General features: G+C 61.0%; 16 protein-coding genes and 1 pseudogene. 4 read left to right on the top strand and 13 right to left on the bottom strand.

Annotation, left to right across the window (positions count from 1 at the left end):
• Nucleotides 1-94: 94 nt before the first annotated feature.
• The 3 genes from KVT38_RS29465 to KVT38_RS29455 all read right to left on the bottom strand — a co-directional run bounded on the left by KVT38_RS29465 (nt 95) and on the right by KVT38_RS29455 (nt 3,674).
• On the bottom strand, nt 95-979 hold the full coding sequence (locus KVT38_RS29465) for a carbohydrate ABC transporter permease (RefSeq protein ID WP_217597327.1): 885 nt from the start codon (nt 977-979) through the stop codon (nt 95-97).
• Between the two features lie 12 nt (nt 980-991).
• Nucleotides 992-1,942, bottom strand: a complete 951-nt coding sequence (locus KVT38_RS29460) for an ABC transporter permease (protein WP_217597326.1) — start codon at nt 1,940-1,942, stop codon at nt 992-994.
• A 79-nt stretch (nt 1,943-2,021) separates the two neighbouring features.
• Nucleotides 2,022-3,674, bottom strand: a complete 1,653-nt coding sequence (locus KVT38_RS29455; RefSeq protein ID WP_217597325.1) for an extracellular solute-binding protein — start codon at nt 3,672-3,674, stop codon at nt 2,022-2,024.
• 285 nt (nt 3,675-3,959) lie between these two features.
• Here KVT38_RS29455 and KVT38_RS29450 point away from each other — a divergent pair, with 285 nt between their 5' ends.
• Nucleotides 3,960-4,829: a helix-turn-helix domain-containing protein gene (locus KVT38_RS29450; protein WP_217597324.1), complete on the top strand. Its 870-nt coding sequence runs from the start codon at nt 3,960-3,962 to the stop codon at nt 4,827-4,829.
• Between the two features lie 78 nt (nt 4,830-4,907).
• On the opposite strand, the gene KVT38_RS29445 is transcribed toward KVT38_RS29450, so the two are convergent.
• From KVT38_RS29445 to KVT38_RS29430, 4 genes are all read right to left on the bottom strand, one after another.
• On the bottom strand, nt 4,908-6,308 hold the full coding sequence (locus tag KVT38_RS29445; RefSeq protein WP_483298202.1) for a hypothetical protein: 1,401 nt from the start codon (nt 6,306-6,308) through the stop codon (nt 4,908-4,910).
• A 185-nt stretch (nt 6,309-6,493) separates the two neighbouring features.
• Nucleotides 6,494-10,318, bottom strand: coding sequence for a thiol reductant ABC exporter subunit CydD (gene cydD / locus KVT38_RS29440; protein ID WP_217597323.1), 3,825 nt, complete (start codon nt 10,316-10,318; stop codon nt 6,494-6,496).
• Between the two features lies 1 nt (nt 10,319).
• Nucleotides 10,320-11,330: a cytochrome d ubiquinol oxidase subunit II gene (gene cydB / locus KVT38_RS29435; RefSeq protein WP_217597322.1), complete on the bottom strand. Its 1,011-nt coding sequence runs from the start codon at nt 11,328-11,330 to the stop codon at nt 10,320-10,322.
• A 62-nt stretch (nt 11,331-11,392) separates the two neighbouring features.
• The gene (locus KVT38_RS29430) at nt 11,393-12,787 is read right to left on the bottom strand and encodes a cytochrome ubiquinol oxidase subunit I (protein WP_217597321.1); all 1,395 of its coding nucleotides are present in this window, start codon (nt 12,785-12,787) and stop codon (nt 11,393-11,395) included.
• Nucleotides 12,788-13,227: 440 nt separating this feature from the next.
• Between KVT38_RS29430 and KVT38_RS29425 the strand changes: the two genes are divergently transcribed.
• From KVT38_RS29425 to KVT38_RS29415, 3 genes are all read left to right on the top strand, one after another.
• Nucleotides 13,228-13,446: a hypothetical protein gene (locus KVT38_RS29425; protein ID WP_217597320.1), complete on the top strand. Its 219-nt coding sequence runs from the start codon at nt 13,228-13,230 to the stop codon at nt 13,444-13,446.
• 76 nt (nt 13,447-13,522) lie between these two features.
• Complete coding sequence (locus KVT38_RS29420) at nt 13,523-14,029, top strand: L,D-transpeptidase (RefSeq protein ID WP_368859178.1); 507 nt, start codon at nt 13,523-13,525, stop codon at nt 14,027-14,029.
• 186 nt (nt 14,030-14,215) lie between these two features.
• The gene (locus tag KVT38_RS29415) at nt 14,216-15,028 is read left to right on the top strand and encodes a hypothetical protein (RefSeq protein WP_217597319.1); all 813 of its coding nucleotides are present in this window, start codon (nt 14,216-14,218) and stop codon (nt 15,026-15,028) included.
• Nucleotides 15,029-15,154: 126 nt separating this feature from the next.
• On the opposite strand, the gene KVT38_RS29410 is transcribed toward KVT38_RS29415, so the two are convergent.
• The 6 genes and pseudogenes from KVT38_RS29410 to KVT38_RS29385 all read right to left on the bottom strand — a co-directional run.
• Nucleotides 15,155-15,358, bottom strand: coding sequence for a cold-shock protein (locus tag KVT38_RS29410; RefSeq protein WP_090118053.1), 204 nt, complete (start codon nt 15,356-15,358; stop codon nt 15,155-15,157).
• Between the two features lie 422 nt (nt 15,359-15,780).
• Nucleotides 15,781-15,996 (bottom strand): cold-shock protein, encoded by a 216-nt coding sequence (locus KVT38_RS29405; protein WP_217597318.1) that lies wholly within the window; start codon nt 15,994-15,996, stop codon nt 15,781-15,783.
• Nucleotides 15,997-16,229: 233 nt separating this feature from the next.
• Nucleotides 16,230-16,697, bottom strand: a complete 468-nt coding sequence (locus KVT38_RS29400; RefSeq protein WP_217597317.1) for a hypothetical protein — start codon at nt 16,695-16,697, stop codon at nt 16,230-16,232.
• Between the two features lie 60 nt (nt 16,698-16,757).
• Nucleotides 16,758-16,994 (bottom strand): DUF6953 family protein, encoded by a 237-nt coding sequence (locus KVT38_RS29395; RefSeq protein WP_217597316.1) that lies wholly within the window; start codon nt 16,992-16,994, stop codon nt 16,758-16,760.
• Nucleotides 16,995-17,138: 144 nt separating this feature from the next.
• The gene (locus tag KVT38_RS29390) at nt 17,139-24,182 is read right to left on the bottom strand and encodes an InlB B-repeat-containing protein (protein WP_217597315.1); all 7,044 of its coding nucleotides are present in this window, start codon (nt 24,180-24,182) and stop codon (nt 17,139-17,141) included.
• 188 nt (nt 24,183-24,370) lie between these two features.
• Nucleotides 24,371-24,801: pseudogene (locus tag KVT38_RS29385) on the bottom strand (glycosyl hydrolase); the annotation flags it as partial.

Here is a 24,801-nt window from a genome sequence, read left to right as displayed (position 1 = left end):
TCCCTGAGCGAACGGGATATCGTTCAAACGGGAAAAAGGCCCTTTGCGCGACCGGGACTTCTCCCGGCGGCAAAGGGCTTCTCCTTATATGTGCTTATCCCTTGACGCTGCCCAGCTTAATGCCGCTGACGAAGTATTTCTGCAAAAAAGGATAGACGAGCAAAATCGGAACCGCGGCCACGACCATCTGCGCCGCTTTGACGGAGCGGTCGTTCAGCTGCGCGAGGCGCTGCGCGTCCGTAGCCGACATCGTCTGGAAGTCGAACTTGACGACGATCGTCTGCAGATAGCTCTGCAGCGGATAATGCGCGGCGTCTCGCATGTAAATTAGGCCGTCGAACCAGGCGTTCCAGTGTCCGACGACGCAGAACAGCGTGATCGTCGCGATCGCCGGCGTGGAGATCGGCACATAGATCTGCCATAGCGTGCGCCAGTGGCCCGCACCGTCGATCATCGCAGAATCCTCCAGCTCCTCCGGCACCTGCCTGAAGAAGTTCAGCATCAGGATGAGGTTGAACACGGTGACCGCGCCGGGAAGAACAAGCGCCCAAAGCGTATCCATAATCCCGATTTCCTTGATCAGGATGTAAGTAGGAATGAGGCCGCCGTTGAACAGCATCGTGAAGAAAAAGATCCAGACGTACAGCGTTCTGGCGCGGAGCTTCTCACCCGACATCGACAGCGGATAGGCGAGCAGAATGACGAGCAGCACATTGACCGCCGTGCCGAGCGCCGCTCGCTGAAGCGTGACGCCGAATGCCTTCCAAAAGGCGCTTCGTTCCAGCACGTAGGCATACGGCTCCCACGTAAAGCGAACCGGCCACAAGGTGACCAAGCCGCCCGATACGGCGGCGTTGTCGCTGAACGACAAGGCGATCACATGAATTAGCGGCAGCAGGCACAGAACGGCCGTCAAGGTGAGCAGCGCATAGTTGAACACGCTAAATATTTTCTGACCGCGGGTTTGTCTGAGCAGCAATGCGATCCCCTCCTAGAAAAGACGGTACTTGAACAGCCGGTATGCAATCAGATAGGACGTCGAGATCAAGAGGAAGGATACGAGCGACTTGAGCAGTCCGACGGCGGTCGAGGGTCCGAACTGCGTCTGCTGGAGCCCCATTCGGTACACCATCGTATCCACGATATCGCCGGACTCGTACACCTGCGGGCTGTACAGATTAAAGATCTGATCGAAGCCGGCGTCGAGCACGGTGCCGAGACTGAGCACCATCAGCAGGACGATGATCATATGCATGCCGGGCAGCGTCACATGCCAGGTCTGCTTCCAACGACCCGCTCCGTCAGCGGCAGCAGCCTCGTACAGCGAAGGGTCGATGCTCGTGATGGCGGCCAGGTAAATGATCGTGTTGAAGCCGAACGTTTTCCAGATGTCGGAGACGACCATCGTGTAGGGGAACCAGGCGTTCTCTCCGAGGAAAAAGATCGGTCCGATGCCCAACCAGCCGAGAAACTTGTTGACGATGCCCGTGGACGGCGACAAAATATCGATCAAGATCCCGCCCAGAATAATCCACGATAAAAAGTAAGGAAAGTAAATGATCGTCTGCGTCGTCCGCTTGAACAGCACGTTGCGAACCTCATTCAGCAGCAGCGCGAAGGCGATCGGCACGACCAGTCCGGCTACGATCTTGAGCGCGGCGATCCGCAGCGTATTCCAGACGACCTGCCAGATCGTCGGCATGGAGAACACATAATCAAAGTTGTCCAGGCCGACCCATTCCTGCCCGCCGAACAAGCCCTTGAGCGGAATGAAATTCTGGAACGCGATCGTGACGCCGACCATCGGAATATAGGCAAAGATCAATATCAGCACAAGGCCCGGAAGCAGCATAAAATGAAGCGGCATCTCGCGTTTTGTTTTGTAGCCGAACCTGAACGACCGTCTCCTCTCATTGCCCAAGGCCGGTGTATGCTTGCTCATCCTTTTCGCCTCCTCCCGTTGAATTGAAGCAAGCGCCGCAGGTCAAGACGGCGCTTGCGGGTATAGGACTGCCTCGCGCTTACTTGCCGAGCTCCGCGTTGACCTCTTGCGTAACTTTGTCCCCGCCCAGCTTGTTCCATTCGGCGACCATCTTGTCGAAGCCTTGATCGGCGTCCGTCTTGCCCATGATGATCGCGGTCAGCGAAGTGATGATCAGCTCGTCCATGGAGCTGCCGCGCGTGATCTGCGTCGGCGTCGGCGCGCCCAGGTAAGCGTTCCACACGATCTGGTCCGGATAGGATTGATCCACGTAGGCGAACGGCGTATCCTTCGGTCCGAACATCATCTCGAACGTCCACATGCCGGACTTGATGTTCGCGTAGAAGCCGGCTGCCGTGCCGCCCAGGCTGTCCGTCGTTCCGTTCTCGATCGCCGCCTTGATTTCCTGATGCGCCTTCAGGTCGATCATCGGGTCCAGCGTGTAGATCGGAGACATCTGCCAGATGTTCTCTACGCCGTTCTCCCCGTAGTACTTGCTGAATTCCGCATCTTTTCCGAACAGCGCTTCCACGTAGACATTAAACATTTTGACGAGATTTTCCGGGTTCTTCGTGCCCTTCTTGACCGCGACATAGCTGTCCTTGCCGATGGTGAGAGATACCTTGGTCGGACTGCCGTCCTTGGAAGGCAGCGGCACGACGATCCACTTGGCGTTCGGATCGTTCTGCATCGTCTTGTCGATCGTGAACGCCGACCAGTGCGGTCCGTAGAACATGCCTGTCTTGCCCGAGACGACCGACTCCATCGACTTGGCGTTGTCCTTGGTGCCGAACTCCTTGTCGATGATGCCTTCCTTGTACATCGTCTGAAGCATCGCGAGCGGTTCCTTCATCTCGGGCTGAACGAAGCCCCGCACCGCCTTGCCGTCCCGTTCCACCCACATGTCAGGCGAAGCTTCGGCGCCATATCCCCAGAAGAAGCCCTTCATATTTTCGCGGAATGCGTTGTCGATCTGCAGGCCGAACGTATCCGGCTTGCCGTTGCCGTCCGGGTCTCCCTCCTTGAACGCCTTCGCGATCTTATAGACGTCGTCCATCGTTTTCGGACGCTCGAGACCGAGCTTCGTCAGCCAATCCTCGCGAATCCACAGATGGTTGTAGCCGTTCGTGGACGGCATTTTAAGCGGAATCGCGTAGATCTTGCCGTCCTTGGTGACCGGCTCGAATACGCGCGCCGTCTCTGCCTCGATGATGCTCTTCAGCAGCTCGGACCCGTATTGCTTGTAGGCATCGGTCAGATCCTCCAGCGCGCCGGCATCCATCAGCTGCTTCATATCGGCCTCGCTCGTGACGTTGAACATGTCTGGCAGGTCATTGGAGGCCATCGCCAGCTTGAACTGCTGATCGTAGGTCGGACTGGCCGTGACCATCTTGTAATCCACGGAGACGTTCAGCTTTTCCTTGAACAGTCGAGTCCAGCGATTGTCCGCAAGCGTTTCCCCCGTTTGCGATTCGAGCAGTTTGATCGGATCGCTGTTCGGATCGATATTCCGTCCGAACGTATAAGTGATCGGTGTGCCGCCCGCGCTGTCCGACGATGCCGTCTGCACAGCGCCGCTCGACGCCGCGCTTGTCGAACCACTGTTTTCCGAATTTTCCGACGACTTGGAACATGCTGCAACGCCAAAAGCCATCATGACCGCCATACCGCTCAGAGCCCATTTTTTTCTCATTTTGATCCCCTTTCTTGTTTTGGCCGCATGATATAACACCTGTTATGCAAACACACACGATAAAGGCGTCGAATCCTCACTCCTGACGGAGCTGGAATGCGCTTACAGGGCCTCTTGCATCGTCGTGATCGTCTGCAGCTTTATGGTAGCTGATTCGCACGGGTTCGTATTTAGCGGAAATCGCACAATATTCCAAGTTGTCAGTCAGGTCGAAGCTTGGTAAGCTTAAAGCGTTTCCAACCCACTTGCACAATATTGAACTCAGCCTAACGGAGGTGGAAACCCATGATCATCAGGGAGTACGGAACGCTGAAGCTGCAGCCCTCGGGAGCCGGCGGCGTTCATCCTTATCATGAGATCCTGTATATCGACAACGGCGAATCGGAGCTGCACTGGATGGGCAGATCCTACATGCTCTCCTCTCCCGTTCTGCTCGTCATTCCCGCTCATACGCCTCACTGGCTCACGCCTGCGGCGTCCGGCGTTCGGGGTTGGTATATGGAGGCGGATATCCAGCAAGAGCTGCTTCCCGGCTACGAGGTGATTCTCCAGTGGAATCAAATGCAGAGCGGCGCGGAGCGTATCGCCTGGTCGCAGCCGCTGCTGGCTGGCATATCCGCGGTCACTTCGATCATTGTATCCTACGAAACCGGCGAACTGGACGCGCGAACCGCCCATCAATTGCTTGAATGGGATATCCGCAAGCTGCTTCTGCTCGTTCGCAACGCGGTAGCCGCATCCGCGCAAGCGGCGGCGCTTCCGGACAGCAGCCCTTCCTCCTCGCCCGTCGAGCGTCACCTGTATCCCCTGCTTCGTTATATGGAGCGTTTCTATACTGACAACATCACTATTGAGGAACTCTCGCAAATGTGCAACCTGACGCCGTCGTACGTCATCCGGTTGTTCAAGCAAACCTTCGGTGCGACGCCGATCCAATACCTGCAGGAGCTGCGGCTCAAAGCGGCGATCAGCTATCTGGGCTCGACCGATCTGCCCGTGCAGCAGATTGCGGAGTTGACCGGATTTTCCAACCTCCACTACTTCAGCAGAATATTCAAGATGAAGGTCGGCGAGAGCCCGTCCACCTGGAGGAAACGCGTGGCCGAGCAGGGCCTCTCGCTCCCGATCGCGCAGAACTACGAATCTTTGCGATGATCTTTACGCACGCAGGCCCTCATGCCCGAGGTATCGGCATAAGGGCCTGTTGGATTCGGGAGCCGGCATGGGCGTCCTCTACACGAGAAAAATAGCGACGAGCGTCGTGACGGCCAGCCCGATCAGGACCGGCACCAGATTGCGGCGGGCCAGCTCGAACGGACTGACGCCGCAAATGGCGGCCGCAGGGATAAGCGCCCAAGGAATGAGCGTGCCGCCCCCTACCCAGATGGCCGCTACCTGACCGAGCGCCGTCAGCGTATCAGTGCCGCCGACCGAGGCGCCGAACATGTTCGCGATCGAGCCTGCCAGCGAGATGCCGGAGAAGCCCGAGCCGTCCAGGCCGGTAATGGCGCCGACGACGGTCAGCGTCACGGAGCTCACCGCGCCGTTCAGCGGCACCGTATTGGCAAGCGCGACGCCCAGATCGTTTACGATGCCGTGCGAGCCCTCGGGCAGCTTGCCGATGAGGTCGGCAAACGCGGAGTCTCCGAGATAAAAGAAGGCCGCGATCGGGATGACGGGGCCGAATACGCGAAAGCCGAACTGTAATCCCTCGATAAAATAATCCGTCGTCGCTTCAAGCCCCCGGTCGCCGTGCGCCAACAGCGTCACGCCGATCAGGATCAGTACGGCCGTGCCGCCAACCAGCGCCGTGGCGTCGCCGCCTTGCAGCTTGAAAACGATCATGGCTACGACGTCGGCCAGGAATAGCAGCGGCACGATCACCGAGAGCAGCCGCTTGAGCGCTGGGGCCATTGGAATGGCGTCGTTCTTCCCGCCGGCGTCGCCGGCCGGCGCCTCCGCGACGAGCCCCTCGCGGAAGGTGCCGCGTTTCAAATCCCTCCGCATCAGCCAAAACGCCGCTACGGTCGTGACGACCCCCATCACGGCCACGAGCGGAATGCTCGCCTCCATGACCTGCGACACGGGCAGGCCCGCCGCATCTGCCGTCAGCTTCGGCGCGCCCTGAATGATATAATCCCCGGACAGCGCAACGCCGTGTCCGAACAGATTCATCGCCATCGCCGCGCCGAGCGCCGGGAGCCCCACCCGGACGGCAACCGGGAGCAGCACCGCGCCGATCAGCGCGACGCCGGGCGAAGGCCAGAAAAACCAGGACGTCACCATCATGATGATGCCGATCCCCCAATAGGCCATCGCAGGCGTCCTGATGAACCGCGTGAGCGGCTTGACCATCGCTTCGTTGATGCCCGTCCGAATAAGGATCCGGCTCATCGAGACGATGATCGAGATGATCAGGATCGTGCCGATCAGTTCCTTTATCGCATAAATAAAGCTGTTGAAGATGCCCGATACCGAGCTGTCCAGACTGTCCGTCGCGATCAAGCCCAACGCCAATATGCCGACCACGCACACCAGCATCGTGTCCCGGCGCATAACGAGCATCGCCATGATGAATAAAATAAAAGCCAGGTACACCCAATGCAAGGATGTCAGGGCTATCTCCAATGCCATCACCTTCTGCCTCTCCTCGAAGACTGCTGCATCTTATGCAGGGAGGCGGGCGGGCGTTCGTCCCCGGGCACGGGGCGGCGTTGTTCCATTTCGCGCGTTTTAACGGTATCCCCTTCGAGCAGGGAATGTCGGGCGTCAGTCTATTTGTAAAAGGCCGGTGCTTTCCTGCGAAGGTCGTCCATTACCTAGGCCGTTGCGATGTGCGCCGCTTCTTCCTGCCAATCCTGCTCGCGCTCCAGCCGCCACATGCGCCAGTACAGGCCACGCGCGCGAAGCAGCTCCGCATGGTTGCCGCGCTCGCGCACGCTCCCTTGGTCCAGCACCAGAATCTCATCCATCCGAGCGAGCCCGGACAGTCTGTGCGTGGCCCACAGCACGGCCTTATCCTTGAGCGCCGTCTCCATGTTGTCTTCGAACGCGCGCGCCGTCAACGCGTCCAGGCCGGTCTCGGGCTCGTCGAACAGGATGGCCGGCGCGTCCAGCAGCAAGGCCCGCGCCAGCGCGAGCCGCTGGCGCTCGCCTCCGGACAGCGAGGCGCCCCACTCGCCGATGACCGTGTCGTAGCCTTCCGGCAGCGCAGATAGCTTTTCGTCGATAAGCGCCTGACTTGCTGCGCGGCGCAAATCTTCGTCGGAAGCGTCCGGCCTGCCAAGCCGGATATTGTCCGCCGCGGACGCGTTGAATAGCTGCACGCGTTGCGAAACGAACGCGAAGAGAAGCGCCGCCTCCCCATCCTGCGTCTCAGTCAGATCGCATCCGTTCAGCCGAATGCTGCCGCCGTCAGCCTCGCGCAGGCCGAGCAGGCACTGCAGCAGCGTGCTTTTGCCCGCACCGCTCGGTCCAACGACGGCAATTCGTCTGCCGGGCCGCAGCGTTAAGGACAGATCCCGCAGCGCATAGGGCGCGTCCGGGCTATAGCGGCATGACAGGCCGCGCACCTGCAGCGCCCAGTCAGACCCGACCGCTCCCGGCAAGGCAGGCACGCCCCTTTGCGACGCGGCAGGACCGCGCGATGCAGCCGCAGTCTCCTGGCCTGCGTCGGCCGTCGTTGTGCGCGCCTTCCTAAGCCCTCGCTCTCCTGCGGCCTCCGCCTCGTCCGCCATAGCGAACAGCCGCTCGGCGGATTCCATCGTATGGCCCAGCTGCTGGAAGGCCGCAGGCAACGGCGTTACCGCCTCGAAGCAGGCCAGCGCGATCATCGCCACTGCCGGGATATATAGCCCTTCGAGGCGCCCGTTCGCGGTCAGCCATGCGGCGCACAGAAGCACAAGCCATAGGGTCACGTGCGCCGATGCGAGCATGGCCCCGTTCGTGAAGGCGCCCAGCCGGTTCAATCCGGTCTGCAGCCGGTCGAGACGCGTTTGCCCGGCCGCGATCCGATCGATCCGGTCGCGCGTGCGGCCGAATATCGCGGCCTCCGTGAGGCCCGCCAGCAGATCGGCGGTTTCCGCGTACAGATGCCCGCGTCCCGCCGCGAGTTCACGTCCCGTTCTACGGCCGGCGCGAAAGCCGATCCAGGGCAGTCCCACGCCTGCAACGAGGAGCATGCCTCCGACGATCGCGCCCAGATAGGGATCGAACGCGGCCAGCACGGCCGTGCCGAGCAGCGCGGTCAGCGCAGCTACAATCGGCGGCGCAATAACGCGCAGATACAGATTCTGGAGCTGTTCAACGTCGCTCATCATGACGCCGAGCACGTCTCCGCCGCTGCGGCGCTCGAGCAGCGAGACGCCGCCGCGTTCGAGCCGCTCGTAGAGCCATACGCGGATGCGCTGCAGGATGCGGAACGTCAAATCGTGGGACGCCAGACGTTCCAAGTAACGCAGCACCCCGCGCGAGATGCCGAAAAAACGGACGCCGACGATCGGTACGAACAGCAGCAGCACCGTCTCCGGGCGCAGAGCCGCCTTGGCGATGAGGTAGCCCGAGGTGCCCATGAGTCCCACGTTCGCGGCGACGGTCGCGAAGCCGAGCAGCGCGGCGAGCGCAAGCCGGCCTTTGTACGGCCGCAGGAAGCCCAGCAGCCGCCGCCAGGAACCGCCATGCGCCCCCGTGTCCCCATCCGGCTCCCGATTCGCAGACTCGCCTGCCCCGGCCCCCGGCGTTGTCGTCGACTCGGGCGCTCCTCCAGCCCAGGCAGGCGCAGCTTCGCCTTTGCGAAGGTCGCTTTGCAGCGGCGCAGCTTCATCCACGGCAACCGGCGGCTGTCGCACGGCGCTTAGCGTAGGCTTCTCTTCGCCGCGGGAAGCCGCGGACAGGCGCGCGTACAGACCGTTCGCGGCCAGCAGTTGGGCCGGCGTCCCGATTTCCGCGAGCCGTCCGTCCGCCAGCACGACGACGAGATCCGCTCCCTGCACCGTCTCCAGCCGGTGCGCGACCGTGACGGACATGCGTCCCCGCAACAGCGTATCCAGCGTCCGACGAAGCTCCGCCTCGCGCATAGCATCGAGTCCTGCCGTAGGCTCGTCGAGCAGAAGCAGCGGCGCATCCTTCAGCAACGCCCGCGCGATCGCCTGCCGCTGCTGCTGCCCGCCGGACAACCGGGCCGATTCGCCGAGAACGGTATCCAGCCCCTGCGGCAGCGCGGCCACGACGTCCGCCGAGCCGGACAGCTCCAGCGCCCGAAGCACCTCGGCCTCCGTCGCGTCGGGGCGTCCGTACGCGACATTGTCGCGCACGGTTCCCGGGAACAGCTTCGGCTGCTGCGGTACGCCGGACAGCTCCTCGCGCCACGCCGCCATCGACAGCTCCGCCATGTCGACGCCGTCGATATAGATAGCCCCAGCCGTGGGCCGCACAAAGCCCTGCAGCAGATCGAGCAGCGAGCACATGCCCGCGCCGGTCGGCCCGATGCCGGCTACCCGCAGGCCGGGACGGATCGTCAGCGACAGCCCGCTCACCGCGTCGCGCTCCGCGCCCGGATACCTCACGCTCACGTCGCGCAGCTCGATCGTGCGGCCTGCCTTGCCTGCATCGTCAGCGCCGGCCGCCTCCGCAAGGCCGCCGAGCACGGACCGCATCGACGGCAGCTCCCTGCCGTCCGTCCGCTCGGGCCAGCCCGCTCCCTCCATCCCGAGCAGCTCCACGATGCGCTTGATCGCGCTCATCCCCGCCGCGCTGGCATGGAACTGCGTGCCTACGGCGCGTACCGGCGCATAGAACTCCGGCGTCAGCAGCAGCACGAGAAACGCCTGCTCAAACCCGATCCCGCCGTCCGCCAGACGCAGTCCCAGGAAGACGGCCACGACCGCAGTGCTCAGCGTCGCGAACAGCTCCATCACGAACGCCGACAGGAAAGCGAGCCGCAGCGTACCCATCGTCTCGCGGCGGTAATCGTCGCTGAGACGATCGATGATCTCGATCTGCGCGCGGCTGCGGCCGAACGCCTTCAAGGTCGGCAGCCCGCGGACGACGTCCAGGAAGTGTCCGCCCAGACGACCGAGCTGCTTGAACTGCCTGGCGGCCTTGCTCTTGGCGGCGACGCCGACGAGGATCATGAACAGGACGAGCAAAGGCATCGTCACCGCCAGCACGACCGCCGATATGAGATCGAGCCGCAGCGCGACGGCGAAGACGGCCGCAGGGACCAGCATCGACAGCGCGACCTGCGGCAAATATTTCGACAAGTACGCTTCGAGCTGCTCCACGCCCTCGTGGACCGTGCCGAGCAACTCGCCCGAACGCTCGCCGCCGATGCTCCGCGGGCCCAGCTCCGCCAGCTTGGCGATCAGGCGGACGCGCAGCTCCCCTTTGATCCGCAGCGCCATCTGAGCGGACGCATGCTCGCCTGCCGTCTGCAGCACGGCGCGCAGCGCGATCCACAGCAGCAGTACGCCGAAGGCCGGCAGCAGCGGCGCAAGCGGCGAGCCCCGGAGAAACGCGCGGTCCGCGATATCCGCGATCCATGCCGCTTCGAGAATCAGCAGCATACCTGCGCCGAGACCGAGTCCGATGCTGAAGGCGAACAGCTTGCGCACGCCGGACACCTGGCGGAACAGCTCCCGCAGCATGTCAGTAGTCCAGGTGGTCGGCCGGGGTCACGCGCTTGCGGAACACCCAGTACGTCCAGATCTGATAGGCCAGCACGAACGGCAGCACGCTGCAGGCGACGATCGTCATGACCTTGAGCGTATATTCATTGGACGAGGCATTGTGAATGGTCAGCGACCAGTCCGGATTCAGCGACGAGATCATGACGCGTGGGAATAGCGACATGAACACGGTAACCGTCGACAGCACGATCGTCAGCCCCGTCATGATAAACGCCCAGCCGTCCCGCCCGGCCTTGATCAGAAACGGCACCGACAGCAGCGCGAACCCGGCCGATACCGGCACCATGCCGGGGAAGATGCCGTGGCGCGTGAACATATCCGTTTCAAAATAACTCAGGACGACGAATACGAGCAGTGCGCCGCTCGTCCAGGCGCCGATTCGCTTGGCGAAGCCGAGGGCGCGATCGCGCAGGTCGCCCGTCGTCTTGAGCGACAGGAACAGCGAGCCATGCAGCAGGAACAGCAGCACGATGCTAAGTCCCGCGAGCACCGAATACGGGGAAAGCAGATCCCAGAACGAACCTACATAATTCGTCGTCTGGTCGATCGGCACCCCGCGCATCAGGTTCGCGAGCGCGACGCCCCAGAGCAGCGGCGGCAGCAGACTGCCGAAGAAAATGATCCAGTCCCACGTCGCCCGCCACCGCGCGCTCTCCAGCTTGCTGCGGAATTCGAACGCGACGCCGCGCCCGATTAGCGCGTTCAGCATAAGGAACAGCGCCATGTAGAAACCACTGAACAGCGTCGCGTACCAGTTCGGGAAGGCGGCGAAGATCGCCCCGCCCGCCGTGATGAGCCATACTTCGATGCCGTCCCAGACCGGTCCGATCGAGTTGATCACGACCCGGCGGTCCGTGTCGCTGCGGCCGATAATTTTCGACAGCATGCCCACCCCGAAGTCGAAGCCTTCAAGGAAGAAGAAGCCGATGAACAGCACGGTCACCAATATAAACCATAACGTCTCCAGCATGGCGATATCGTCGCCTCTCTTTCGTATGCGTTAGATGAGCTTCGTCCAGTCCGGACGCCTCGTTAGAGCATCGGCAGCGCCGGATTGCCCGGACTCGCGTGCGCTTTGTGCGACGCATCAGCGGCCATGTCGTCCTTGCGAACGAAGTGAAGAATCAAATAGACGAGCGCCGCCGCCAAAAGGCCGTATACGACCGTGAAGCCGATCAGCGAGGTCAGCACCATGCCGCTCGATACGAGCGGGGACACGCCGTCCGCCGTCTTGGCCAGGCCGAACACGGTCCAGGGCTGCCGCCCGACCTCGGTCATCACCCAGCCCGACAGATTGCCGAGCCACGGCAGCGCCATCGCCGGCATCATCCACCAGAGAAAACGCGGGCTGTTCTGTACTTTGCCGCGATACATCTTCCAGACGCCGAGCAGCGCGACGAGGATCATGAGCATGCCCGACGCGATCATGACGCGGAAGCTCCAGAACGTGGTGCGTACGGGCGGGATATAATCGCCGGGACCGTACTCCTGCTCGTATTGCGCCTGCAGCTCGTTCATGCCCGGCACCGACCCGCTCAGCTTGTTGTAGGACAGCACGCTCAGCAGATAAGGCACCTCCAGCTTCGCCGCGTTTTGCTTGGCTCCCGGATCGATCGCGGCCACGACGGTCCACGGCGCATGCTCGCCGGTCGTCTCCCAGAGTGCCTCGGCCGCCGCCATCTTCATCGGCTGCGATTCCATCAGGTGCTGCGCCTGTTCGTGACCCGCGAACGCCGTGAGGATGCTGCCTACGAGCGTCACGACCATCCCGATCGAGAACGATGCCCTGAACGCTTCTGTCTGATGCTTGCGCAGCATCTTGTAAGCGCTGATGCCGACGACGAACATGCCGCCCGTGCACAATGCCCCGTAGATCACGTGCGGGAACTCGACCCACAGCTGCTTGTTACCCAGCAAGGCGAAGAAGTTCGACATTTCCGCGCGACCGTTGTTGATGACGTAGCCTACAGGCTCCTGCATAAACGAGTTGGCGGCCAGAATCCACAGCGCCGACAGCGTCGCTCCGATCGCGACGAGCCAGATCGCCGCCAGATGCACCTTCTTGGGCAGTTTGTCCCAGCCGAAGATCCAGATACCGAGGAACGTAGATTCGAGGAAAAAGCTGACGAGCGCCTCCACCGCCAGCGGTCCGCCGAACACGGCACCGACATAGCGCGAGTAATCCGCCCAGTTCATCCCGAACTGGAACTCCTGCATGATCCCCGTCACGACGCCCACCGCGAAGTTCAGGAGGAACAGCCTGCCCCAGAACTGGGTCAGCTTCTTGTACTTCTCGTCGTTCTTGACCACGTAGAGCGTGTTCATGAAGGCGATCAGGTAGGCAAGCCCGATCGATAAAGGCACGAACAAAAAATGATAAATCGTGGTGATGCCGAACTGCCATCGCGCCAAATCCAATGCATCCACAAATAGGCCTCCTCTCTCACTCGAAGCCCATTATAGCGGCGGCGCGCATGTTGGCATGTGATCGATGTCACAATGCGGTTCGAACCCTGCGAGACGGCGCAAAAAGTCACAAAGACGCCGCGAGGCGGCGCACGTTTTTCAGGGATGACATCGCATTTTGTCCCGTTTGAACGGTATCCCCTTCAGTCAGGCGAAGAGCCAATATCCTCTTCAGTCAGGCGCCGAGACGGTGACGACCGCAGGAATGGGAGCTTGAGCAAGCCATCGGCCACACGGTTCCCGGAACGATACCCAGAGCGTTTCCTGTGCGAAGGGGATATCGTTTAAACGTGTTAAACACTAATTCGCCCCAAGTATCAGCCCCGCCGGCCGTTCCCTCTGGATTTGCGTCTTCTGCGGCATTATGATGGATAGAGCCGGGCCAAGAAAGGGGTATCTCGATGTCAATCAACCGCAGGCTGACGACGGACGCGGATTTCCAGGAGGCGATGGAGCGTCAGCTTCGTATGCGCGTCTTCAAGCACGACCATATCGTGGACAGCGGCGGCGTCATTCTTCGTTTCGACGACAATACCGTCGTCATTCAAACCAGCGTCAGCGAACTGGCGTACCACAGTAGGCGTGACTGCGAATTTTTCGAGCTGAAGCGGAGAAGCTGAGCTCATCCACCCATATTCGCCTCCTCTCGCGCATATCCATGGGGAACAGCGCAAGGAGGCGATTCCATTGAAAAAAGTGTATTCCGTGTTGCTCGGTCTGTTCATTTGCATGGCCTGCCTGCTTCCCGTCGGCACCGCATCCGCGGCGTCCGCCGCACAGATCAAACTCGACGCGAAGTACGGCGGCTACGAGAACTTCATCGTGATCGACAAATCGCTCAACAAGCTGGCTTACTTCAAGGAAGGCAAGCTTGTTAAAACGTTCCCGGTCGCGACCGGCGCCAAGCCTTCGTACACGCCCGAAGGTCTTTTCGTCATTCAGGAGAAAATTAAAAACCGTCCTTACTACAAGGAAAAAATCAAAGGCGGCGATCCCAAAAATCCGTTGGGCGATCGTTGGCTAGGCCTTAAGGTGACGCTGAAGAACGGCAATGTCTCTTATGCCTACGGCATCCACGGCACGAACAACGAGAAGTCGATCGGCAAATACGTATCCGCCGGCTGTATCCGCCTGTACAACAAAGACATCCGTTGGTTGTACGAAGAAGTGCCGAGCAAGACGTTAGTCCTCATTCAGAAATAGATTCGTCTCCGACGACAGGAATGTATGTTCCCAAAAAAAGATTGACGTCCGCTGTGTTTTCCGTGTATATTGAACGAACAGAATACTTATCATCCGACAGGGGAAGCACCCGTGAGTCAAGGCCAAGGCCTTGCTTGCCGGTGCTTTTTTGCTGTCCAATTCACTTTTGGGGGAGGAAAATTCGTTATGCGATGGGGATGCAAAGTCGTGCTGGCGGCGGTACTGGTGTGGTTCGCGGTGGCACCAGGGGTGTCGGAGGCTGCCTCGTTCACCTTCTCCGCGGCGGCAAAGAACGCTTACGACAAGATGAACGCGGCCACGGAGCCGACGCTGCGCGCCAAGATCGTATCTCAACATGACGCGCTGGTATCGCTGGAGGCCCAGGGCGACCGGACGGACGAAGCGACGGCAGCCCTGCACGGTCGCAACGAGCTGCAGCTGAAGGCCGCCAAGCAGCGGATCAAAGACATCGACGCCGCCGACATCGCCAAGCTGGACGCACAGGTCAAGGCAGCGCAGACGAAGTACAAACCGCTGTTCGACGGCTACACGGCGCTTAACAAGCGGATCGAAGCGGCCCGCAAGCTGAAGAACAAGGATCTCAACGCTGCGCTGAAGCTGCAAGCGGATATCATGAAGGTCACGGTCCAACTCGCCCGCGACGATATACGGGCCAAGCAAGACAAGCTCAAGCTCGCCAAGAGCGCCGCCGCCGTGAAGTTGAAGCGGGCCAAGGAGCCGCTGGCGTCGATCGACGGGCTGAAGACCCGCATCCAAGCGGAGAAGCGCGCCGCTTCCGCCGCGAAGCAGGCAGGCAGGACGCTCTGGAGCAGCTTTAATGCATCCGCGAAAAAGAATGCTCCCCGCGACGCCTCTACGGCGCTCGCAGGCTTGCTTAAGATCGCCGGTCAGATCAACGAAGCCAAGCAGAACCAATACGCATTGGAGCAGAAGATCTCGGAGGCGATCGCGCGCGCCTCGTCTTTGGCCGCAGCGTGAACGCCCTAACAGCAAACGCATGCAACGCTTGAAGTCCGGAGGCCGAATCGGCTTCTTTAACGCACAAAAGCCCGGCCATAGGCCGGGCTTTGCTATTTAAGGGCGTTGCCGCCGCTTAAAATCTAATTACAGCTTTACAACGTTCTCAGCTTGCGGACCGCGGTTGCCTTGAACAACGTTGAATTCAACGCGTTGGCCTTCGTCCAGGGTCTTGAAGCCTTCGCCGACGATTGCGGAGAAGTGAACGAATACGTCGTTGCCGCCTTCAACTTCGATGAAGCCGAAGCCTTTTTCTGCGTTGAACCACTTAACTGTACCTTGTTGAGCCATTTGGTATTACCTCCAAAAAATGTTTTTTCTACATGACCTTTATTTTGCGCAGAAAATAAAATTCACATATTGTACAAGGTTATTAAAGCTTCTAAAATAATAACCCTCTACAATATGTGAACTCAGGTCAAGATTTAGATTAGACTCATCTTATCACATCTTGTCCAGGAACGCAAATGCAGAAATGGTCTGTGCAAGGCAGCGCAAGAAAACGCTTGTTCTTGCACGCTACACTACCCTCGGCAGGGTTAAGCGTCGCTCGTATATAGGTTAACCAGATTCGGCGGATCTTAAACAGGGTGGCAAAACTTTTTTTTTCGCGACTGGCGCCGCCTTCGCCGCAGACGCAAAAATGCCGCTCTCCTCAGGGAGATGCGGCATCGGGCGCGATCATGCTCCCAAATGCGATGCGGCCGTCAGCCTCAACCGCGGCTTGTCATCGACAGGCTCGTGTTCACGAGAGCGGGAAGCATGCGCTCGGTCTTTTCCATTGGCGATCCGCAGAGTGTGCATGCCGGCTCATCCGAAAACGCAAAATTTTCGCGAATCCATCCGTTGCAGCTGTCGCTGGCGCAGGACCATACGGAAGTCGGCTCAAGTGGTACCTCTTCAACCGGTTTTTTGCGGGAATTGTACATGGAGCGCTCCTCTCCAAGGCTAAGCCTTGTTCCTTGTATTGGGCGTAACGCAAGCAGCCTCGACCGTCAAAACTAAAAAATCATATACGCGACAAGGCTTCGCTAACTGCCATGGAACCTTGACGGTATATGATTCTCCACGTACATGCATTATATCCATCATAGCCCATAAAAGAACGGATGGCAAATCCCAATTGTATGATTCGCGACTCCGATCGTCGATCTTAAAGCGCTCAAGCCTTGGAAAATCCCTCTTCCTTCAAGTATTCTGCGGCTTCGTCATAGGAGTCGAAGGCGCCGTCCAGGTTGAGCCCCGCGTAGACGTACCACATCGTATCTTCATCGTCGTACTTTAACTCCAGCGTCTGCCGTTTCTCATTGCGCCAGATCTCTTCAAGCGCTGGCTCGGATGCGACCCCGGCTTCGCTTCTAAGCGAATCGATGGACGCCGCTATGATCGTCCGCAGCTGCTCCTCCGAGAACGCCGCGATATTCGCGAAGCCTTTGTCGTCCGTGTCGTATCCTTCAAGCCTTCCTGCGTACACGAATCCGTTGCCGCTGCGGTGCAGGTGATAAACGACGTTTTTCTTGTCGAAGGCGCTGCCTTCGAACTGATAATTCACTCGCCCGAGCGACACGTCTTTGCGCGTCAGCTCCTTGAATTCGTCCGCGATCGCCAGCTTTTGCTCGAAGCTCAGCATACTTGCACGCTCCTTGTCCTTGATTCTTGTATAGCCGCGCGTCCGCGATGCAGCGGACGATCAGGTCCATCCCCAGAAAAATCCGTCGCGGTCCCAAGCGACGCGTCCTCCGTGCAGCTTGCGGAAAGCCTTGACCACCTCGCGGTCGAGCGCCGTATGTCCGCGTTCGTTCACGAATACGAATCGCTCGCCGAACCTTTCTCGTATATAAGCGACGGCTTCTTCCTGCTTCAACATCCCGCGATGGCGAATCTCGCTTACCATCCAAGCCGCGACATCCTGCGCCGTAATTTCCATTTCGAAGCCTCCTCGACTGCCGGTTGCGCTTTGACCGACTCTTATTGTACCAAATTGGCGGGAAATACAGGCAAACAATCGCACGTCCGGATAAAAAAACGGGGACGACCCGGGCCTTTCCCCGAATCGTCCCCCATAAAATTTTCAGTCGCTGATCAGGCCCGCTTGCACGAGCAAGCGCCGCAGCATGACCGCCGTCTCCGCGCGAGTCACTGCGCCGGCGGGAGCCAGCCGGCCTCCGGCACCTTGGATCAGGCCCGCTTGCACGGCTCCCGCCACATCCTCGCGCGCCCAGCCGTGAATCGCGGCGCCGTCCGCGAAGGCAAGCAGGATGCGCTCCGCGTCTTCCGATGCCGTCATGCCTGGAATGCCTGCCAGCTTCGCCGCGCGCATAACGACGGCAAACGCTTCTTCGCGGGTGATCGACTCGTCCGGCCGGAATCGTCCGTCGCTGCCGCCGAACAGTAGGCTGTACGCCGCCGCTTGACCGACGACTGCGCCGTACCAGGCCTCGGCCCTTACATCTGTAAAGGCGCTCATCGCCTCGCCCGTTTGCGGCAAGCCCAGCGCGCGGATCAGCATCGCGGCGAATTCCGCGCGGCTGACGGCCGCGTTCGGACGGAATTCCCCGTTCGCGTAGCCGTTTACGATCAGCCGCTTCGCCATGTCGTCGATCGCTTCGCGCGCCCAGTGCCCGTTCAAATCCGTGAAGTCGACCGCCGTCGATCGGACAAGCGCGTAGGCGCTGTTTGTCAGACTGCGAATAACCGCGTAATACCGACCGTCCCGTTCGACGATCTCAGTCGGCACCGGCCGCAGTGTGCCGTCGGACTCCACCACCACAGCCGTCACGCCTGCAGGATCCGATCCGGCCGGAAGCGGCAGCTCTCGTTTGACGAAAGTGTTGAAGCTGTCGACGATCTTCGCTTCACCCGCTCGGGTCATTGAGAGCTCGAACATCACCGGTGAGCCGATGATGACATAACCTTTATCCGCTGCCGCTTTGGACAGCAGCAAGGCCGTCGCCGCTCCCCCTTGACCCACGGACAAGCTATATGCGGCGCCATCGGTCGTCTCGACGGGAAGGTCGGCGATCGGAAGCGTGTAGCTACCTTGCGAGGTCACGAGGGCAAGCGACGCTCGCTTCGTTTTCATGGCATCCAGCGACGAAGCATCGAACCTCACGGTCAAGCTTAGCGCATCGTCGGGCGCCGTGATTGCGATTAAAGTCCCTTCGGCCGCAGCCGACAAGCCTGCAGCTAATGCCGATGAGAGCAATTGAACGTCGAGATCTTGTGCGTTCATCGTCGCGGTTCCGACGAGAGATTGCTCCGTCCCTCCGATCGTCAGTTTGAACGGCGGCGGGGTCGACGCAAGCGGCGCTGCCGGCGGAGGCGTTGGCGTCTCCGGCTCCTGCGTTTTTGCTCTTTGAATATGCAAGAGATAAATTAATTCCTTGCCGTCTTCGGCGACGACTCCAATCTGCATGGATGCTGCGGAAGCGGCAAGCGTAATGGAACGCGCTTCTGCGCCGAGCGCGATTGGCCCGCCGATCCGCATGCCTTCCCCATCGTAAACGCTGGCCGTGACGGATTGCCTTTCATTCGCAGCCGCAGCCGTGACGTCAACCGAATTCACGTCGGCCGACACCGTAATCGTATACTCCGCGGTACCGGGTGAAAAGGCTGCGCTCCATTCGCCTGCCGATAAATGAAGCAACGTCAGCTTTGGCGCAGCTACAGGATCCGGATCGGGGTCGGGGCCGCCTCCCGCTTCGATATCCCACTTTGCATAAAGATGGACATCGGCTCGTCCGATTGTCAGCTTGTCGCCGGCTTTGTACACGGTGCCGCCGCCTTCGGATGCCAGCGTCCAGCCTGCGAAGGTGTAGCCCGTCCGCGACAAGTTGCCCGTGTTGCCTTGGACCGTCAGCTCGGCGCCTTCCTCGTACGCGCTCGCATCTACAGGCACGCTGCCACTGTCCGCATCGGCCGCCTCGTATGTCACACCGTATGTGGGGTTTGCCGTCCACTTGGCGTAAAGCGTGATGTCGGCCGTGCCCATTGTCAGCTTGTCGCCGGCTTTGTACACCGTGCCGCCGCCATTGGCTGTGAGCGTCCAGCCCGCGAAGGTGTAGCCCGCCCGCGTCAGATGGTCGGTGTTGCCTTGGACAATCACTTCGGTGCCTTCCTCATACGCGCCCGCATCCACGGGCACGCTGCCGCTGTCGGCATTGGTTGCCTCGTAGGTCACGCCATACGTCGGGTTCGCCGTCCACTTGGCGTGAAGCGTGATGTCGGCCGTGCCCATCGTTAGCTTATCGCCGGCTTTGTACACGGTACCGCCACCATCGGCCGCCAGCGTCCAGCCTGCGAAGGTATGACCCACCCGCGACAGATTACCCGTGTTACCCTGCACCGTCACCTCGGCGCCTTCCTCATACGCGCCCGCATCTACGGGCACGCTGCCGCTGTCGGCATCCCCCGCCTCATACGTCACGCTGTACGTCGGGTTTGCCGTCCACTTGGCGTGAAGCGCGATGTCGGCCGTGCCCATTGTCAGCTTGTCGCCGGCTTTGTACACCGTGCCGCCGCCATCGGCTGCCAGTGTCCAGCCCACGAAGGTATAACCCGCCCGCGACAGGTTGCCCGTGTTACCTTGGACCGTCATCTCGGTGCCTTCTTCGTACACGCTCGCATCCACAGGCACGCTGCCGCTATCGGCATCCGCTGCCTCGTACGTCACGCCATACGTCGGGTTGGCTGTCCACTTGGCGTGCAGTGTGATGTCGGCCGTGCCCATCGTTAGCTTATCGCCGGCTTTGTACACGGTACCGCCACCATCGACCGCCAGTGTCCAGCCCGCGAAGGTATGCCCCACCCGCGACAGATTACCCGTGTTACCCTGCACCGTCACCTCGGCGCCTTCCTCATACGCGCCCGCATCTACGGGCACGCTGCCGCTGTCGGCATCCCCCGCCTCATACGTCACGCTGTACGTCGGGTTCGCCGTCCACTTGGCGTGCAGCGCGATGTCGTCCGTGCCCATCGTTAGCTTATCGCCGGCTTTGTACACGGTACCGCCACCATCGGCCGCCAGTGTCCAGCCCGCGAAGGTATGACCCACCCGCGACAGATTACCCGTGTTACCCTGCACCGTCACCTCGGCGCCTTCCTCATACGCGCCCGCATCTACGGGCACGCTGCCGCTGTCGGCATCCCCCGCCTCATACGTCACGCTGTACGTCGGGTTCGCCGTCCACTTGGCGTGCAGTGTGATGTCGGTCGTTCCCATCGTCAGCTTGTCGCCGGCTTTGTACACGATGCCGCCGCCATCGGCTGCCATCGTCCAGCCCACGAAGGTATAACCCGCCCTCAACAGGTTGCCCGTGTTGCCTTGGACCGTCACCTCAACGCCTTCCTCGTACGCACCCGCATCCACAGGCACACTACCGCTGTCGGCATCCCCCGCCTCATACGTCACGCTGTAGGTCGGGTTCGCCGTCCACTTGGCGTGCAGCGTGATGTCAGCCGTGCCCATCGTCAGCTTGTCGCCGGCCTTGTGCACCATGCCGCCGCCATCGGCCGACATAGTCCAGCCTGCGAAGGTGTAACCCACCCGCGAAAGGTTGCCGGTGTTGCCTTGGACCGTCACCTCGGCGCCTTCCTCATACGCGCCCGCATCCACAGGCACACTGCCGCTGTCGGCCTCGGCTGCCTCATACGTCACGCTGTACGTCACATTCGCCGTCCACTTGGCGTGCAGTGTGATGTCGGCCGTGCCCATGGTCAGCTTATCGCCGGCCTTGTACACCGTACCGCCGCCATCGGCTGCCACTGTCCAGCCCTCGAAGGTGTAGCCGATTTTAGCCAAGTTGCCGGTATTGCCTTGGACCGTCACCTCGGCGCCTGCTTCGTACGCGCCCGCATCGACAGGCACGCTGCCGCTGTCGGCATCGGCTGCTTCGTACGTCACATCGTACGTTGGGTTCGCCGTCCACTTGGCGTGCAGTGTGATGTCGGCCGTGCCCATCGTCAGCTTGTCGCCAGCTTTATACACCGTGCCGCCGCCATTGGCTGTGAGCGTCCAGCCCACGAAGGTATAGCCGGTTTTAGCCAGGTTGCTGGTGTTGCCTTGGACAGTCACTTCGGCGCCTTCCTCATACGCGCCCGCATCCACGGGCACGCTGCCGCTGTCGGCATCCGCCGCCTCGTAGGTCACGCCATACGTCGGGTTCGCCGTCCACTTGGCGTGCAGCGTGATGTCAGCGCCACCCATCGTCACCTTGTCGCCGGCTTTGTACACCGTGCCGCCACCATCGGCCGTCAATGTCCAGCCCGCGAAGGTGTAGCCGGTTTTAGCCAGGTTGCCGATGTTACCCTGCACCGTCACCTCGGCGCCTTGCTCGTACGCACTCGCATCTACTGGCGCGCTGCCGCTGTCGGCATCCGCCGCCTCGTATGTCACGCCATACGTCGGGTTCGCCGTCCACTTGGCGTGCAGCGTGAGGTCAGCGCCACCCATCGTTAGCTTGTCTCCGGCTTTGTACACCGTACCGCCGCCATCGGCCGCCAGCGTCCAGCCCGCGAAGGTATAGCCTGCCCTCGCCAGATTGCCGGTGTTACCCTGGACCGCCACCTCGGCGCCTTCCTCATACGCGCCCGCATCCACTGGCACGCTGCCGCTATCTGCATCCGCTGCCTCGTACGTCACGCCATACGTCGGGTTCGCCGTCCACTTGGCGTGCAGTGTTACATCCGCCGCGCCCATCGTCAGCTTGTCACCGGCCTTGTACACCGTGCCGCCACCATCGGCCACCAGCGTCCAACCCGCGAATGTATAGCCCGCCCGCACCAGATTGCCTGTGTTACCCTGCACCGTTACCTCGGCGCCTTCCTCATACGCGCCCGCATCGACAGGCACGCTGCCGCTGTCGGCATCGGCTGCTTCGTACGTCACACCGTACGTTGGGTTCGCCGTCCACTTGGCGTGCAGCGTGAGGTCAGCGCCACCCATCGTCACCTTGTCTCCGGCTTTGTACACCGTACCGCCGCCATCGGCCGTCAGCGTCCAGCCTGCGAAGGTGTAACCCACCCGCGACAGATGGCCTGTGTTACCCTGCACCGTCACCTCGACGCCCTCTTCGTACGCGCTCGCATCCGCGGGCACGCTGCCGCTGTCGGCATCCGCCGCTTCGTAGGTCACGCCGAAAGTCGGATTTAGCGTCCACTGCGCGTACAGCGTCACGTTTGCCGCGGGCATGGTCAGCGCCGCGTCGGCCGCATAAGGCGTTCCGTCGCCGTCCGGCTTCGTGTTCCACCCGGCGAACGAAAAGCCGTTTTTGACGAAGCCGCCGACGTTGCTCAGGACGGTCGCCGTCGCGCCGGCTTCGTATTCCTCGTTGTCGACCGGACTTGTGCCGCCCGTTTCCCCGTTGCCGTCATACAGCACCTTGTACGTCGGATTCTTCGTCCATTGCGCGTATAGCACGAGGTCAGCCTGCCCGATCGGCGCCAGGTCGCCTTCCTTGTAGGCCGTCCCGGTTCCGTCCGCTTCCGTGTTCCAGTCCGCGAACGAATAGCCGGCCTTGATCAGCCCACGAGCGTTGCCAAGCACCTCGGCTTCCTCGTCTTCATAATAGTAGAAGTCGTCGACGGGCACCTTTCCGCCTGTATTGCCGTTCCCCCGATAAATGACGCTGTAGGTCGGGATGGCGACCGTGACGACTTGCTGCATCGTATAAGCCGTTTTGTTGCCGGCCTTGTCTTTGACGATGACGTTAAAATAATACGGCATGCCGTCGAGCAGGCCGGTCAACGGCAGACTGTCGATATCGGCCGTATACGCGTTGACCGCGATGCCTTTGGACTCCATGTCGGCGACGGTCTGGATATTGTTCTTGAAGGAGCGGTACAAGCGATATTGGAGATCCGCCTGCCCCGACAAGTTGTCGGTCGCCTTGGTCCAGCTCAGCGTCGCGCTGTCGGTCGTGACCTCGGCGGCCGAGATCGTACCGGAGCCGAGCGCCGGCGCCGTATCGTCCAGCCATACGAGGCTCTGCGCCGGCACGCTCGAATCCTTGAACGTACCGTTGCCGAGCTGTCCGTAATCGTTGAAGCCCCAGCCCCAGAACGAGCCGTCGCTGCGCAGAGCGCCCGAGTGGAACGCCCCCGCGGCGATTTGCGCGACATCCGTAAGGCCGCTCACCTGTAAAGGCGCCTTGCGCGTCGTGGTCGTACCGTCGCCGACTTGGCCCAGATTGTTGTATCCCCAGGCCCACAGCGTGCCGTCCGCCTTCAGGGCAAGGCTGTGCCAGCCGCCCGCGGACACCGCGACGACGTCGCTTATCCCCTGAACCTGGACCGGCACGATTCGCTTGGTCGTCGTGCCGTCGCCGACTGCGCCCCAGGAATTCTCGCCCCAAGCCCATACGGTGCCGTTTTCCTTCAGCGCAAGATTGTGATAGTTGCCGGCCGAGATCGCGATCACATGATCCAGGCCCGTCACCTGCACTGGCGTCGTCTGTGCGGCAGATTCGGTCCCGTTGCCCATCTCGCCCGCCGAATTGAGCCCCCACGCCCATACCGTCCCGTCGGCCTTCAGGGCGATACTGTGATAGCCGCCCGCGGATACCGCGATCATATTCGTTAAACCAGGGACCTCGGCCGGAACGGAACGGCTCGTCGTCGTGCCGTCCCCGAGCTCGCCGTTGTCGTTTTTCCCCCAGGCCCATACCGTGCCGTCCTTCTTCAGGGCGAGCGTATGGTAGCCGATGCCGCCCGACAACGATGCGACGCCATTGATCGCGAGCTGCACGGGCAACCACTGGTTCGTCGTCGTGCCGTCCCCCAGCTGGCCGTGATTATTGGAGCCCCAGGCCCATACCGTGCCGTCCTTTTTGACCGCGAACGACTGCCGTACCCCCGCCGCTACCGAAGCGACATCCGTCATGCCTTGCGCGGCTACCGGTTTGCTGCGGTTCACGTTCGTGCCGTCCGCAAGGCCGCCGAACTCATTGCCTCCCCATCCCAACATCTTGCCGCTCGTGGTCAGACCGACATCATGGTAATAACCCGAGACGAGCTGCATCACGTTTGCCGACGCCGCCGCGTGGGCTGCGCCTCCATATGCAGGAATAAGTCCGAACAGCAGCGCCAGACACATCAGCATGCTCAACTTGCGTTTCAACTCGATTTCCTCCCCCGCTTGCCGGCGCGCGGACCGGCTTCTGCCGCTATTTTAAGGGAGGCGCACAAGACGATACGATTATCGAAAGTTAATTCGGTTAATGGAAAACGCCGTTAATTCTTGCTGCTGTTAACGCAAAACAGCCCCGCCCGCCTGACGGCGAACGGGACTGTCCAGCCAGTCTTGAATCAAGGATTGATGTTGATCGTAAAGGTAGAGGTCGTATTTTTGATCGGCGTCACGACGTTGTTGAACTTCAGGTTGTTAAACGTTACCGAGCCGACCGCCGGGCCTTGACCCGGCGCGGGCAGCTCGTTCGCCCAGATGCCGACGCCGCTCTTCGCGTCGAACGCGTCGCCGCTCTTCTGCGCGCCCGAGATCGTAATGTTGGTGAAGATCGTGTCGGTGACCGGATTTTCCGGCTGCGTACCGTTGTACTTGGTTTGGAACATGATGCCGTGATACGTCGGATCGACGATGTCCACGTCGCTCACGCGAATGCCCTGGACCACTTTGGACGCCGAGAATCCCCAGCTCGCCGGAGACGGCGTCCGGGCCCAGAACTGGCAGCGGGCGCGGGTGATCGAGATGTTTTGCAACGTGGTTGGCGGGCTCGCAC

Origin of the sequence: Cohnella sp. GbtcB17 (assembly GCF_019091135.1) — a bacterium.
In the GTDB taxonomy this organism is placed as follows: Bacteria; Bacillota; Bacilli; order Paenibacillales; family Paenibacillaceae; genus Cohnella.
The sequence above is the reverse complement of the archived record's forward strand: the minus strand, read 5'-3'. Positions and strand labels throughout refer to the sequence as shown.